The organism is Polyangium sorediatum (genome assembly GCF_029946465.1).
In the GTDB taxonomy this organism is placed as follows: domain Bacteria; phylum Myxococcota_A; class Polyangia; order Polyangiales; family Polyangiaceae; genus Polyangium; species Polyangium fumosum.
Map to the genome: position 1 here is coordinate 44273 of NZ_JARZHI010000027.1, position 13549 is coordinate 57821.

Annotated in this window: 13 protein-coding genes; 2 read left to right on the top strand and 11 right to left on the bottom strand. The window is 69.2% G+C overall.

The features are described from left to right. Entirely contained in the window at positions 1–735 is a 735-nt protein-coding gene (locus tag QHF89_RS27000) for a class I SAM-dependent methyltransferase (RefSeq protein ID WP_136970641.1), read from the bottom strand. A gap of 140 nt (positions 736–875) precedes the next feature. On the opposite strand from QHF89_RS27000, the gene QHF89_RS27005 reads away from it, so the two are divergent. Further along, on the top strand, positions 876–1541 hold the full coding sequence (locus QHF89_RS27005; protein ID WP_136970640.1) for a lamin tail domain-containing protein: 666 nt from the start codon (positions 876–878) through the stop codon (positions 1539–1541). Between the two features lie 12 nt (positions 1542–1553). Next, on the top strand, positions 1554–2276 hold the full coding sequence (locus QHF89_RS27010; protein WP_136970639.1) for a hypothetical protein: 723 nt from the start codon (positions 1554–1556) through the stop codon (positions 2274–2276). 100 nt (positions 2277–2376) lie between these two features. Here the strand turns inward: QHF89_RS27010 and QHF89_RS27015 are convergent, their stop codons facing one another. Genes QHF89_RS27015 through QHF89_RS27060 form a run of 10 tightly spaced genes read right to left on the bottom strand, consistent with a single transcriptional unit; the run spans position 2377 to position 13537 of the window. Next, the gene (locus QHF89_RS27015; RefSeq protein ID WP_136970638.1) at positions 2377–3276 is read right to left on the bottom strand and encodes a sialate O-acetylesterase; all 900 of its coding nucleotides are present in this window, start codon (positions 3274–3276) and stop codon (positions 2377–2379) included. 8 nt (positions 3277–3284) lie between these two features. Beyond that, on the bottom strand, positions 3285–4328 hold the full coding sequence (locus tag QHF89_RS27020) for an acyltransferase family protein (RefSeq protein WP_136970637.1): 1044 nt from the start codon (positions 4326–4328) through the stop codon (positions 3285–3287). Beyond that, positions 4325–5782 carry a hypothetical protein gene (locus tag QHF89_RS27025; protein ID WP_136970636.1) on the bottom strand — a complete coding sequence of 486 codons (1458 nt, stop codon included), beginning with the start codon at positions 5780–5782 and terminating at the stop codon, positions 4325–4327. Before QHF89_RS27025 ends, QHF89_RS27020 begins: the two co-directional genes overlap by 4 nt. Positions 5783–5794: 12 nt before the next feature. Then, positions 5795–6607: a methyltransferase domain-containing protein gene (locus tag QHF89_RS27030; RefSeq protein ID WP_136970635.1), complete on the bottom strand. Its 813-nt coding sequence runs from the start codon at positions 6605–6607 to the stop codon at positions 5795–5797. After that, on the bottom strand, positions 6604–7590 hold the full coding sequence (locus QHF89_RS27035; protein ID WP_136970634.1) for a glycosyltransferase family 2 protein: 987 nt from the start codon (positions 7588–7590) through the stop codon (positions 6604–6606). The genes QHF89_RS27030 and QHF89_RS27035 overlap by 4 nt, the downstream gene beginning before the upstream one ends. Positions 7591–7642: 52 nt before the next feature. Next, the gene (locus QHF89_RS27040; protein WP_284720979.1) at positions 7643–8629 is read right to left on the bottom strand and encodes an NAD-dependent epimerase/dehydratase family protein; all 987 of its coding nucleotides are present in this window, start codon (positions 8627–8629) and stop codon (positions 7643–7645) included. Between the two features lie 31 nt (positions 8630–8660). After that, positions 8661–10247, bottom strand: a complete 1587-nt coding sequence (locus QHF89_RS27045) for a lipopolysaccharide biosynthesis protein (RefSeq protein ID WP_136970632.1) — start codon at positions 10245–10247, stop codon at positions 8661–8663. Then, positions 10244–11389 (bottom strand): glycosyltransferase family 4 protein, encoded by a 1146-nt coding sequence (locus tag QHF89_RS27050; protein WP_136970631.1) that lies wholly within the window; start codon positions 11387–11389, stop codon positions 10244–10246. Before QHF89_RS27050 ends, QHF89_RS27045 begins: the two co-directional genes overlap by 4 nt. Then, positions 11386–12558, bottom strand: a complete 1173-nt coding sequence (locus QHF89_RS27055) for a glycosyltransferase family 4 protein (RefSeq protein WP_136970630.1) — start codon at positions 12556–12558, stop codon at positions 11386–11388. Before QHF89_RS27055 ends, QHF89_RS27050 begins: the two co-directional genes overlap by 4 nt. A 7-nt stretch (positions 12559–12565) precedes the next feature. After that, positions 12566–13537: a UDP-glucuronic acid decarboxylase family protein gene (locus QHF89_RS27060; protein WP_136970629.1), complete on the bottom strand. Its 972-nt coding sequence runs from the start codon at positions 13535–13537 to the stop codon at positions 12566–12568. Positions 13538–13549: the final 12 nt, after the last annotated feature.

Genomic DNA, 13549 nt, shown 5'->3' on the forward strand with positions numbered 1-13549 from the left:
TCAGGATTCCTTTCGCAGCCGGAAGAGCATGTCCGACGAATAAATCCCGTCGCGCGGCGCCCCGTTCTCCACGAGAAACCACGCCGCAATCGCGCCACGCAGCGCGCGCCAGGCGACGTACCGGATCGCGCTCTTCACGCCGTACGGCACCGGGCCGCACTCGCGGAACTCCACGCGGTCGCCCCAGCCCGTCATCGCCGCGAGCTGCGTGAGGCTGTTCGGCGTGAACGCGATCTGATGCGTGATGTCCCAGTAGCGCGCGGCCGCGCCGAAGGGAGAGACGGCGTTCGGCACCATGCCCACGAGTGCGCCGCCGGGGCGAAGCACGCGGCGCGCCTCGCGGAAGAAGTCGACGAGCCGCTCCTTGGGCAGGTGCTCGACGATGTTGAACGCCGTCACGAAGCCGTAGGAGCCTTCGTGTTGCGCGACGAGGTGATCGATCACGTCGCCGACGACGAGCTCGGCGCGGACGAACTTGCGGGCCTCGTCGAGCTCCTCGACGCAGAGGTCGACGCCGTGTGTACGGGCAAACCCGCGTTGTTCGAGCGCGTAGATGAGCTCGCCGCAGCCGCAGGCGAGGTCGAGGCACGGGGTCGTGCGATCGCTCGGGAGCCAAGGACCGAGGCGGCGCAGGAGGCCCGCGGCGCTCGTGGCGTAGTGCTCGGCGGTCGGGCGGTGGCCCCGCGAGGCCGTCGTCTCGTAGTAACGCTTGGTGATGTCTTCGAGCGACGCCATGTGCGGGAGCGCATGGTGAAGAAGCCGGAGCGCCGAGGCAAGGGCGCGGCAGCGGTTTCCCTCGTGCCCGACATCGCGTGGTCCTGCAGGGCCGCGGCGCGGATTGCGCCCGTGCGCCCGACCGCGGTAGCATTCCTTCCATGGCACGCCCCGGGATCCGAGCGAGGCAGATGCGCGCGCTGGTTGTTTCGGCCCTCCTCGTGGCCACGCCGGCCGTCGCCGCGGCCCAGACGGTCGTAGTGAACGAGGTGATGTATCGCCCGTGGAACCAGGGGACGACGGGCAAGTACGAGTTCATCGAGCTCTACAATCATGGCGCGCAGGCCGTGGCCCTCGGCGGTCTTTTCCTCACGGACTCGCAGGACCTCACGAGCATCTGCGCGGGCCAGGCGCCCGCCGACAACGAGGGCGTGTTTGCCATTCCGTCGGGCGTCTCGATCCCGGCCGGCGGATACCTCACCTTCTGGCACACCGCCCTCCCGGGCGTGACGGATCAGCCGGGAAATGTGGTTTATTCGAGCTTCGTGTACCTCGGAAACATCGTCCTGAACGACGATGGGGATCAGGTCACGGTGTTCGGCTGCAACGGCGCGACCCCGGTCGTCCTCGCGTCGCTCGATTACGGCGCGCTGGGGCTGGCGAAGAGCGCGCGGAACGTGTCGCTGGAGCGCAAGGATCCTCTCGGCGAGACGCAGAGCGCCTCCCGTTGGGGATTTTCCAAGGCGCCGGCCGGTGGGCAGATCCTCGGCGGTGGTTACACGCCCGGCGGCACGCCCGGCGCGAAAAACACGAAGGCCGGTCCCTGAAAGGGTTGTCCTATGCCGCATCGTTCCCACCGTTGGGCGCTCGTCGCCGCGCTCCCCGTCGTTTTCGGCATGGGGTGTTCGCTCCTTCCCCTCCAAGTGCAGACGAGCGGCTTTGGCGAGCCCGAGCCGGTTCAGGTCCCCGCGGAGAATCGCGCCGCCGCGCGGGCCGCGGAGGCGGAACGAGAAGATGCGGCGGAGGATACGCGCGTCGAGGAGAGCCAGGCCGACGAAGCTGAGCGCGTCGCCGCCGAGGCCGCGGCGCAGGAGGTCGAAGGAAAGGCGCAGGCGAAGTCGGCGCGTTACGTGGCCGCCGCGGTATTCGCCTCGGGCCGTTGCAAATTCAGCAATTGCTTGAAGGACGGCTGGACGACCTCGACGCCCGAGGGCGAGATCGACGTGCGTTGCTCCTTCGGCGACTGCATGAAAGACGGCTGGGAGGCCCGCTTCCCCGATGGCACGACCGCGCGGACGCGGTGCTCGTTCTCCAATTGCATGAAGGATGGGTGGGAGACGAGCTTTTCGGACGGGACCACGGCGCGTACGCGGTGCTCGTTCTCGGATTGCATGAAAAATGGCTGGGACACGGACTTGCCCGGCGGGGACACGGCGCGTACGCGGTGCTCGTTCTCCGATTGCTCGAAGGACGGCTGGAGCACGGACCTGCCGGGCGGCCGGCAGGTGCAATGCCGTTGCAACTTTCAGAAGTGTTTCGTGGACGGCGCGACCTGCAATTGAGTCGCGGCGGGAGTGTCTGAAGTCGTCGGGCAATTTGAGCGTATTTCAGTCGGACCACTGCGTCGAGGCCCCCCGGGGAGAAGATCCACGCGTGGCAACCTTACCGCCCTAAAAGCCCCTCCATCGCCTCGGCAAATCGCCTCCCGATGGCCTCCTGCCCTTCCCATCCAAAATGCACCGCATCCTGGAGCGGAAGATCGTCCGTGCGGATACGCGCGACGCCCGGCATCCCGACAGCGCGTTGCTGCTCCTTGACGTGCTCCCACGCGGGGAAACGGCTGTCCGTCGGGCGCGGGCCGAGCTCAGCGAAAACGACGGGCAGATCGGGCGCGCCGAGGTCGCGGCGGAGGTCAGCCACAAAAGATTCGAACGCACCGGCCCACTTCGACGGATCGGGATGGGCATCCGCCGCTGTGAAGGCGGGATCCATGGCATCCGTTTCGCCCTGATAGAAAAGCACGCCGGAGACCGTGCCCGCGGTGGACGCCGCGCGGGCGCGCTTCAGGCACGAGCCGTACAGGGTATGCTCGCCGAGGTGACGACCCCATTCCGCGAGCGACGAGCCACCTTTCGCGCAAGGAACCAGGCCGATAGGGCGATTTTTGTGTTTGTCGCGGAGCGCAGCCGCGAACGCCACGGAAGGACCCGCGCCCGCGCCGGGGTCGGCGGAGACGTCGTCGATCTGGCCCTCGGCGAAATCAACCGGCTCGCGACCCTCGTGCCAGCGGCCGTCATTGCCGAAGATGTAGACGCCTGGAACCGCCGCAGGAAGCGGGCTCGGCAAAGTCGCTCGGCCCGACATGTTGGATTGGCCGGCGAGGACGAACAACGAGAGCGCGCCGAGGTGCTCGGGCGGGAGCGTGACGCGGGCGGGGATTGTGGCCTCGGGGCGTGGCGCCGGGGCGGGGTTGTCCACATGGCGGAACACGAGCGCGCCGGCGAGCGCTCCCGCAGCGAAGGGGAGGGCGAGGAGCGCGGCGGCGCGGAGGTGCGAGCGCATGGCGCGCGTCAGGCCGTCGGCAGCGGCGCCGTGGGTTTCGGGCGGAGGGACTTCGCGAGGCGCCGCGCGAGCTTTTGCGACGGGTCCTCGCAGACGAGGAAAAACACGTAGGAGACGCCGAGCACGAGGGCCATGAGGAGCGCCCAATCAACGAGGTAGCCGAGCTGGAGGTGATAATATTTCTTGAAGACCTCCCACGCCGCGAGGTGGACGAGGTAAAGCGAGTAGCTGAAGAGGCCGAGGCGCTCGGAGAAGACGGGCACGCGCGAGGCCGCGAGGTGCGGGATCTCCACGAGGAGCCACGCATAGACGAGGAGCGAGAAGGCGTTGAGGGTCCAGGGATACCCGATCGGAGAATGGAACCGCAGCGCGAGGGCCGCCGCGCTCGCGAGCCAGACGGCGAGGCGGAAGGCCCAGATGCGGGGATTCGTCCGGGCCGGGCGCTCTTGAATTCGTTCGGCGAGCAAGCAGCCGAGCAGCCAGCAGGGCAAGCCGATGACCCATTGCAGCGCCCAGCCATACGCCGGGTACGGGAGCGCGCGGGGATCGACGAGGACGATCACCGCCGTCGCGAGGGCAAACGAGCCTGCGATGAGCGGGCGCCAGCCAAACCGATCACGAAGGGCGAGGAGGAGCGGATAAAGCGTGTAGTAAACGAGCTCGCACTGGAGGCTCCACAGGATCGACGCGGAGAGGCCGACGTAAGGGATGCCGACCGCGGACGAGAGCACAATCGAGGCGAGGAGGGGAATGCCGATCCGGATGTAGCGGCGGACGAAATACTCGGGCCAATGGGGGCGCCGCGTGAGCGTGGGCCAGTGGATGCAGAGGCCCGAGATGACGAAAAAGACGATGACCGCGGCCGGCCCGTTCCAGGCGACGCCATAGGAGGCGGAGAGGAACCAGGCGACGCGGTGCGTGCGTTCGAGGCCCGCGAGCAAGGGCGGCGGGCCGAGGTGGGAGAGGACGACCATCGCCGCCGCGAGGAAGCGGAGCGTGTCGAGGCCGGCGATGCGGGCCGGCTCGTTCGTCCCTCGTTCGTCGCGGCTCATGACAAGGGCCTTGCCCCCGCGAGGGCCTCTGCGCGCTTTTTCGCCGTGCGGTCGAGGAGGTACATCGACGGCACGAGGACGATGGTGCGGAAGGCAATGTTGACGACCGTGGTCCCCGCCTCGGACATGTCGATCATGTTGAAGACGATGCCGATGTAAAGCACGAGCCGGATCGGATCCTGCTCGGGGAACGCCGTCGAGAGCCGCCAGAGAGATCCAAAGAGCGCGCCAATCGCGCCGAGGCCGAGGAGGACCCCGGGGAAGCCGAAGTTCCAATACATCTCGCCCGCGGCGGTCTGGGCGATGGAGGTCGTGGCCTCGGCCTCGGTGCGGGCGGCGCCGATGTAATAGTAGAACCAGCCGCCGCGGGAGACGGTCGGTTTGTCGGGCCAGAAGATGCGGGGGACGAAGGCGTAGGCCAGGTAATCGAAGGTCTCGCCCCAGCGGAGGCCGTGCCGCTCGACCTCGCCGTACAGGAAGGAGGCGGGGATCGGCTCGAAGGAGCGCTCGAAGAAGGCGGTGGCCTGCTCCTCGATGCCATCGCCTTCGCCATAATCGCCCTGCGAGTAGGTGCGGACGATACGATCGCTCTGGCTCTCGCCGGCAAGCTCCGTCGCCTGGCGGGAAGCGGCGACGACGGGCGCGACGACGCCGAGATAAAACGCCGTGAGGGCGAGCCCGAGGACGGGCATCCAGCGGCGCAAGGCGCGCTCGCGGGCGAAGAGAAGGCCGGCGGGCAGGAAGCTGAACATGAGGAACGCCTTCGAGCCCGCGCGCAGGTTGACGGCGAACTCGATGGCCGTGCCGAGGAAGAGGAGCATCCAGAACGAGGCCCGCCGGTGGTCCTTGGACTCGGAAATGACGTATCGTGTGAGCGCCGCGAGCGAACCCCATTGCAAGAGGCCGCCGAATGCGCCGATCCCGACGATGAATCGGTCGCCGAACCGGACGAGGATGCCGATCACCCAGAGGAGCAAGAAGCCCGCGCCCCCGGACGGCGCGCGCTCCCCGGGCCTCGGAATCGGGCGTACGAGCTGGAGCCCCGCGTGGAGGCCAAACGAGCCGAGGAGGTACATGACATACCCCGCGGCGAGATCCTCCGGATAGATCGTCTGGACGCTGAAGCGGATGGGGATGCCGTCCGCGAGCTTGTTGCCGTGGTGGATGGCCGCGAGGCCGAGGGCAATGGTGTTCCAGCCGAAATAAAACGAGATCGGGCTCAGCCCGAGCGGCGCGCGTCGAATCTCGAGGAGGATGATCCACGGAAAGACGACGGTGACGGCGGCGCCGGTGACGTAAAGCGTGGTGGCGGGGGATTCGGCGAACCCGAGCGTGGTGAAGCCGAGGAGCACGAGGAACGCATGGAGGACGAGCGGGCCATAACGCCGATCGAGGAGGCCCCTCGGGCGGGCTCCTGCGGTCGTGCCGAAGGGCGGTGCGAGCGTCGCAGCCATGGTTCCCGAGGTTCAGCCGACCTCGGCGGCGGGCGTGTGCGCGGGGCGGCGCTCCGCGGGCCGGTAATCGGGGAATCCCTCGGTCGTCGCGGGCGGCGGCGGGAGCGCGCCGCGGTTCGTGCGCTCGGGTTTGTCGAGGTCCTTCACGGCGAGGAGCTGGCCGCCGGGCGGGCCGTAGGTCTGCCAGAGCGCCATCGCGAGCTGGAGCGGCGCGCGCGGGCCCGGCTCGACCTTGCGGCCGCAACGAAAGCCGAGGGAGCGCAGCTCGGACGGCGTGAAGGCCGAGCGGTGTGTCTCGGCGAAGGTCCAGGCCTGGACGTCGGGATCGGGGGTGTCGAGGCGCAAGAAGGGGCGCTCGTCGTGGCCGGTGTGCGGGTCGAGCGACTCGCGCGGGACGGTGATGACGATACGTTTGCGGGCGATGCGCTCGAAATCGCGGAGGGCGCGCAGGGCCGCGGGCTTGTCGAGGTGCTCGAGGACCTCGATGCAGAGGACGGTGTCGACGTAATCGTCGGGGTAGGGGAGGGCGTCGGCGCTGGCGAGGGCGAGCTCGTCGTAGCTCCGGTGGTGGCTCGTGCGGCGCAGGTTGTGGACCGTGAGGTCGCAGCCGCTGAGCAGCTCGGGCTCGTCGAGGCGCGGGTCGCGGCGGTCGTATTCGCGGACCTGGCGAAAGCCGATCGGCGTGTCTTGCCAGCGATGCCGGAGCATGAAGCCATAGACGCCGACGCCGCAGCCGACGTCGAGGATCCGGCTGCCCACGATCTCGTCGAGGACGCGCGGGATCATGTCGAGGGGGCTCTGGCCGACGAGGAGCGAGGTCTTCACGAGCGTTTCTCCGGGGGTTTGGGGCGCAGGACGCCGGAGGCGATCCGAAGCCCCAGGCGCTGAGGCAGGGATTCCAGAGGGCCCACGAGGGGCAAAAGGGCACGCGAGAGCGGGCCCGCATGGTCGCGCAAAGGGCCAAGCGAGGCGCCGAGGCCGATGGGTTTTCCGTGACGGAGGCGCGAGGCGACCTCGTGCAGGACCTGCTTGTCGGCGCGGAGCGCGAGCGCGGCTTCCTTGGCGAGGCGCACGGGGCCCTGGAAATGGCGCGGGACGTACTTGCGGTGAATGGCGAAGGAGAAGGCGTGGATCGGCCACGGATTGACGTCGACGTCGTGGCCGTCCTCGCGGCTCCGCACGCGAACGAGCGGGCGGGCCGCATACGCGACGTCGCCGTGCTCGCAGAGGCGCATCCACATCTCGACGTCGGCGATGAAGCCAAACGCGGGGTCGTAGAGGCCCAGCCGCTCGTGCGCCTCGCGCCGCACGAGGGTCAATGCGCAGACCGGGGAGCTGAAGCTCCGGAGCATGAAGTCGAGCCAAGCCCGGCCGCGCGTAAGCTCGGGCCAGGGGCCGACGTGGACCGCGCCGAGGGGCCTATCGTCCTGGTCGACCATTTCGAGGCCCGTGTGCGCGAAGAGCGCGCGCGGGTGGCGGTCGAGCAGGCGCACGAGCTCGGCGAGGAAGTCCGGGTGATAGAGGTCGTGGTCGTGGCAGACCGCGATGAGCTCGCCGACGGCGTCCTCGATGCCGGCGTTGAGGTTCGCCGGCATGCGCAGGTTCTTCGGGTTGTGGTGGTATTTGACCCGCGGATCGCCGGCCGCGGCCTCACGCACGGCCTCCTCGGTGCCGTCACCGCCCGGGCCGTCGTCGCGGACGAGCAGCTCGAAATCGCCGAACGACTGGGCGAGGATCGAGCGCAACGTCGCGCCGAGCAGATGCGCGCGTTTGTACGTCGGCATGACGACGGAGACGCGCGGGCGCACGTCTCCGTCCCGAAGCGGCGGCCTGGGTGAGAGCTTCGGAGGCAAAGGAATCTCAGTCGAGGCGCTCCGCACGAATGTACTCCACGCTGTCGCGAATGACGGTGTCGAGGTCTGCGCGAGGACGCCAGCCGAGCTCGCCCATGGCCTTGTCGGCGTCGGGGTACTTGTCGTTCGCCTCCTCGAAGAGCGGGCCGAAGAGGGCCTTCGGGTCGACGTAATCGATGCGGCTCTCGGAGGCGGTGATGCGCACGGTGCGCTCGGCGAGGTCGCGGATGCTGATCTTGTTCTGCGGGTTGCCGATGTTGTAGGCCTCGCCGCGGCGGCCGAGGCGCAAGGCGCGCACGATGCCCTCGGCGACGTCGACGACGTGCGTGAAGGCGCGGATCATGCCGCCGTCGCCGTAGACCGTGAGCGGCTCGCCCGCGAGGCATTGCTTGATGAAGCGTGGCAGGACGAAGCCGCCCTTGCCCGACTGGCGCGGCCCCGCGATGTTGAAGGGGCGGATGATCACGGCGAAGAGGTCCGAGACCTTGCACGTGTTGACGAGCGCGATCTCGCACGCGAGCTTGGCCACGGCGTACTCGAGGCGGACCGAGACCTTGGGCGTGATGATCTTGTTGTCGTTCTCGGAGCAGTAGCCGTCGCGGCCGCCGCCGTAGATCTCGCTCGTCGAGACGTCGCAGAGGCGCGCGCCCGTGCGGTTCGCGATGTCGATCACGCGGTAGGTGTCGTCCGTGATGCTCTTCGTGATCTTGCCGGAATGCGCGAGGACGCCGACAGGGCCGACGACCGAGGCGAGGTGGTAGATCTCCGCGAAAGGAGCGAAGTCACCCCGGGAAAAATACGCCTCGACGGAGAGGATGTCGTAGGTGAGGCGCGGGTTGTTCACGCGGCGCACGTAGGCCTCGTGATCGAGGGGGCTCGTGCTGAGGTTGTCGACGACATGGACGCGCGCGTCTTCGTCCGCGAGCAAGCGCTCGACGAGATGGCTTCCCAGGAAGCCGAAGCCTCCCGTCACGAGGATGTGTTTGTCTTTCATGAAACGTTGTCCTTCGCGTCGTGGGTGCGGATCATGCGGCATCTCCCCGCGTGCCGCCGAGCTTTCGACGGATCTTCCCGGCGAGCCCCCGGGCAGTTTCGCGCTCCTCGGGGGCGAGCGCGATCCAGAAGAGCATGAGCGCGAGGGCGCCGAAGACGGGCGGCACGAGGATGGCCCGGACGATCCCCTCGGGCAAAAACCACCAAAACACGGCCGCGAGCGCAGCCGGGACGAGCAAGCCGAGGCCCAGCGCGCCCAGGATTTCGCGGGCATAACCGCCGAACCTGTCGCCGAGCGCCTGGCAAGCGGCGCGCGGGACGATCCAGGCCGCGAGCGCGAGATCCGCGAGGAGCGCGGCCGCCGCGACGCCCCGGATGCCGAAGCGCGGGACGAGCAGGACGGACAGGACGAACACGAGCGCCGCGTTCGCCGTGAGCAGGACCGCGACGCGGCCCTGGCGGTTCGTCGCGAGGAGCGCGGTGGAGCCGACGCCCCAGAAGCCCCACAAGACGGCCTGCGCGACGAGCATCCCGAGCGTGGGGAGGTCGAGCGTGAGCTTTTTCAGCGTCCACGCGGTGTAGACGGGCTCGGCGAGGGGCAAGAAGCCGAGGAGCGCGAGGCCGATGAGGAAGCCTGAGAGCTTCGTCGTGGTGCGATGGGCGCGCACGAGCCGCGAGGGATCGCCGAGCGCGTCGAGCGCGGTGAGCTCGGGCCAGACGACGGTCGTGAGCTGGATCGAGAGCATGCGGCCCATGTTCGCGATGTTGCGATGGGTCGCGAAACGAGAGACCTCCTCGCCGCCGATGACGGACTGGATGACGAGGAGGTTGCCCTGGTTGGCGAGGAACTCGCCGAGGCCCGCGAGCAAGAAGAGCGCGCCGGGCGCGAGCATGCGCAGGCCCGCTTGGCTATCGCCGCCGAGGGGCGTGAGGCGGAACCAGGGGTTTTGGCGGTGCAGGTCGCGCACGACGTACACGTCGAGCGCGAGGGCCCACACGACACGGGCGAGCGCGACGACGGGGAAACGCGCGCCGGCGAGCATGAGCACGACGGGCAACGCGAGCTCGACGCCGCGCTTCAAGGCCGTGAGGTACGCGGCGCGGACGAGCTGGCCCGTGGCGCGGTAGGTGCCGCGGAGGGCGCCGAGCGGGACGCCGAGGAGGAGCTCGAAGCCGAGGAGCGCGAGCGTGAGGTACGTCTCGAGGTGCGTCGCGGTGGTGATGCCGAGCCACGTCTCGAGCGGCAAGACCGCGGTGACGAGCGCGGCGAGGATCCAGATGCCGATCGCGAGCGGGCCCTGGAGGCGAAGCGCGCTGTGGAGGTCGGCGAGGAAGAGGTCGTGATCACCACGCGCGTGATGCGCGCACATGCGGTTGACGACATGCGACTGGACGCCGAGGTCGGTCATCGTCAGGAACGCGACGAGGGCCGAGAGCGAGGTCCATTCGCCGTAACGCGAAGGGCCCCAGGCGTGCATGCCGACGGGAACGATGACGAGCTGGCCGACGTAACCGACGATCGCGACGACGCTCATCGCCGCGACGCCACGCAGCACACGCTCGGCCATGCCGGGCGCGCCGAGCCGCTGCGTCTGCTGCTCGGCCTGCGCGACGCTCATGCGGGGCCTGCCCCGAAGGCGCGGGGGTGAAGCGCGGCGAGGGCGTCCCAGATGCGCGCGCCGAAGTGGTCTTCGGTGAAGGAGGCGAGGACACGCGCGCGGGCGGCGTGGCCGAGGCGGTCGCGGAACGCGGCGTCGCTGAAGAGCTCGACGAGGGCGCGCGCGAGGCCTTCGTGATCGCCGTAGCGCACGGAGAGGCCGGTCTCGCCGTCGACGATGACCTCGCGCGCGGCGTCGTCGAGCGAGCCGATGCAAGGGACGCCCGCGGCCATGGCTTCGAGGTAGACGAGGCCAAAACCCTCGCCGCGGCTCGGCATCACGAAGACGGTGGTGCGCTGGTAGAGGGCGCGGAGGTCGTCGTCGGGGATGCGGCCCCAGAAGCGGACGGCGCCGCTTTCGAGCAGGCCGAGGCGCTTGGCCTGGGCCTCGTACGCGGGGCGCGCGGCGCCGTCGCCGACGATGTCGAGGCGCGCGCCGGGGCACTGGCGGCGGACGTGGTTCCAGACCGAGAGGAGCTCCGCGTGGCCCTTGTAGCGCTCCTCGGGATGGATGCGGCCGACGATCAGGGCGGAGAGGCCGGCGTCTTCGGCAGGGGGCGCGACCTCGAACGTGGCCCGATCGTTGGAAAGGCCGAGCCAGCAAACCTTGCTCGGGATGGACCGGTGCTCGGGATTCCAGTCGAGGAAGCGGTCGAGCGTGAAGGCGCTGTTGCTGATCAAAAGCTGGGAGCCCCAAAGACCAACGCGCTGGTGGACCGGCAAGGGGCGCCAGCACTCCACGCCGTGGAGGAACTGCACGATGGGCACAGAGCGCGGGCGCAGCAGGCGCGCGACGGGGCCGAGGCCGATGTGCGTCGTGAAGACGAGGTCCGCGTCCGAGCGCTCACGCGCGGCTTCGGCGAGCATCCCGAGGCGCGAGCCGCCGAAGGTGCGGAAGCGTCGCGGCGGCGTCTGCAGGCCGACTTCGCGGGCGACGGCGCGCGTGTCGTGGGGCGCGTCGTGCAGGGCCCACACGTCGAACGCGAGCGGGACACGGCGCTCTTCAGCGATTCGTTCGAGCTGGCGCAAGAGCTGGCGGCTCACGGTGGGGATGCCGCCGTGGGGCGCGTCGACGAGATCGGGGCAGAGGAACGTGAGCTTCATGCGCGCGACGCGACGGCGCGGGCCGCGCGGACGAAGCCTTCGGCGGTGTGCGGGATGTCCCAGGCCGCGATGCGGCGCAGGGAGGCTTTTCCGCGCGAGGCGCGCCCGTCGTTCTGCGCGAGCGCCTCGTCGAGGACACGCGTCAGCGCAGGGACGCTGCCCGCAGGGAAGACCCAGCCATTGTCGGGGCCGACGAGGTCGGGGACGGCGCCGACCTGATCGGAGGCGATGATGGGCAAGCCGAGGTTCATGGCCTCGTTGACGGCGAGGCCCCAGGGCTCGAAGCGCGAGGGCAAAGCGAAGACGTCGCCGAGGGCATACGCGGCCGGCATGCGCTTCTGGTTGACGAAGCCGACGAAATGGACCCGCGCGGAGAGGGATTTGGCGAGGGATTCGAGCTCGCCGCGGAGCGGGCCGTCGCCGATGAGGACGAGGTGGGTCTTCGGGCGCGGGCGCGCGGCGAAGGCGCGGATCAGGTCGGCGCATCCCTTCACGGGGATGAGCTTGGCGGCGTAATTGACGACGAGGTCGTCCTCGGGAATGCCGAGCTCCCGGCGGAAGGCGCGGGCTTCTTCGCGGACCGTCTCGGCCTGGGATTGAAAGAACGAATTGTCGACGGTGTAGGGGGCGATGAAGACGCGATCTTTCGGGACGCCGTAATGCTCGAAATACTGCGCGGAGAGGGCGCCGATCGCGAGGCCGCCGCCGAGGCGGCGGAAGATCGGGGGCAAGGCGAGGCGCTTGGCGAGGTCGACGTGCGGCGGGCGCTCGGCGAGCAGGTTCGATTCGCCGCGGAGCAGGACGGGGATGCCCTTCTGGTGGGCCCGCACCATGACCTCGTGCTCGGTGAAATGGGCGTAGCCGTGGACGATGAGGACGTCGGGCCGGAACGCGGACATGCGCGCGAAGGCGCCGGGGTTCACGAGGCCGAAGAAATGGTCCGTGCCGGGGCGCTTCGAGACGTTCGGCACGAATTCGTGGTCGTAGCCTTCGAGGAGAGGGACGTCCCAGCGGATGGTCTTTCCGAAGCCGGGGTCGCGGGTCTCCTTGACGCCGAAGTCCCAGCAGAAAAAGAGCTTGAGGGCGACGTCGTCGCGGGCGGCGAGCGCGCGGTAGAGCGGCGCCTGGTACTGGATCGGGTGCGTCGCGAGGATCGCGATCCGGACCATGGCGGGCCTATCGTCCTTTCGGGCTGCGCTCGGCGAGCCGGGCCTGGAAATCGACGACGGTGGCGCGGAGCCCGTCGCGGAGGCCAATGCGCGGCGAGAAGCCGAGCAGCTCGCGGGCGCGGGTGATGTCGGGCTTGCGCTGGCGCGGGTCGTCGGCCGGCAAAGGCGCGTGGATGATGTCGAGGTCCGAGCCGAGGAGGCGGAGGACCTCTTCGGCGAGCTCACGAATGGTGAACTCCTCGGGGTTGCCGAGGTTCACGGGGCCCTCGATCGGCTCGGGGCGGGCGAGGGCGAGGATGCCTTCGATGAGGTCCTTCACGAAGCAGAAGGAGCGGGTCTGTTTGCCGTCGCCGAAGAGGGTGAGGGGTTTGCCGCGGAGCGCCTGAACGATGAAATTGGAGACGACGCGGCCGTCGTCGAAGGCCATGCGCGGGCCATAGGTGTTGAAGATACGCGCGATGCGGACGTCGACGCCCCAGGCGCGGCGGGCGTCGTTGAGGAGCGTCTCCGCGCAACGTTTTCCTTCGTCGTAGCAGGAGCGCTCGCCGATCGGATTGACGTTGCCCCAGTAGCTCTCGGGCTGCGGGTGGACCGTGGGGTCGCCGTAGACCTCCGAGGTCGAGGCGTGGACGATGGTGCAGCGGCGGCCGCGGGCCATTTCGACGAGACGGAGGGCGCCGAGGACACTCGTGGTGAGCGTGGCGTGCGGGTCGCTCTGGTAATGGACGGGCGATGCGGGGCAGGCGAAGTTGAAGACGAGCTCGGCGTAGACGTGAATCGACTGGCGGACGTCGCCCATCTGGAAGTGGAAATGCGGGTCGCGGCCGGCGCGCTCGAGGTTGCCGAGGTCGCCGGTCATGAGGTTGTCGATGCCGACGACCTCATAGCCCTCGTCGAGCAGGCGATCGACGAGGTGCGAGCCGAGGAATCCCGCGGCGCCCGTGACGAGCGCGGTCTTGCGTGCAGCGCCGAGTCCCATGTCAGCAGAGTC

What these genes read in the sequence shown, in the direction of transcription:
- QHF89_RS27045 (WP_136970632.1), bottom strand. Translation starts at nt 10,247, where the DNA reads ATGAGCGTCGCGCAGGCCGAGCAGCAGACGCAGCGGCTCGGCGCGCCC.
- QHF89_RS27020 (WP_136970637.1), bottom strand. Translation starts at nt 4,328, where the DNA reads ATGAGCCGCGACGAACGAGGGACGAACGAGCCGGCCCGCATCGCCGGC.
- QHF89_RS27025 (WP_136970636.1), bottom strand. Translation starts at nt 5,782, where the DNA reads ATGGCTGCGACGCTCGCACCGCCCTTCGGCACGACCGCAGGAGCCCGC.
- QHF89_RS27060 (WP_136970629.1), bottom strand. Translation starts at nt 13,537, where the DNA reads ATGGGACTCGGCGCTGCACGCAAGACCGCGCTCGTCACGGGCGCCGCG.
- QHF89_RS27005 (WP_136970640.1), top strand. Translation starts at nt 876, where the DNA reads ATGGCACGCCCCGGGATCCGAGCGAGGCAGATGCGCGCGCTGGTTGTT.
- QHF89_RS27010 (WP_136970639.1), top strand. Translation starts at nt 1,554, where the DNA reads ATGCCGCATCGTTCCCACCGTTGGGCGCTCGTCGCCGCGCTCCCCGTC.
- QHF89_RS27040 (WP_284720979.1), bottom strand. Translation starts at nt 8,629, where the DNA reads ATGAAAGACAAACACATCCTCGTGACGGGAGGCTTCGGCTTCCTGGGA.
- QHF89_RS27055 (WP_136970630.1), bottom strand. Translation starts at nt 12,558, where the DNA reads ATGGTCCGGATCGCGATCCTCGCGACGCACCCGATCCAGTACCAGGCG.
- QHF89_RS27015 (WP_136970638.1), bottom strand. Translation starts at nt 3,276, where the DNA reads ATGCGCTCGCACCTCCGCGCCGCCGCGCTCCTCGCCCTCCCCTTCGCT.
- QHF89_RS27000 (WP_136970641.1), bottom strand. Translation starts at nt 735, where the DNA reads ATGGCGTCGCTCGAAGACATCACCAAGCGTTACTACGAGACGACGGCC.
- QHF89_RS27050 (WP_136970631.1), bottom strand. Translation starts at nt 11,389, where the DNA reads ATGAAGCTCACGTTCCTCTGCCCCGATCTCGTCGACGCGCCCCACGGC.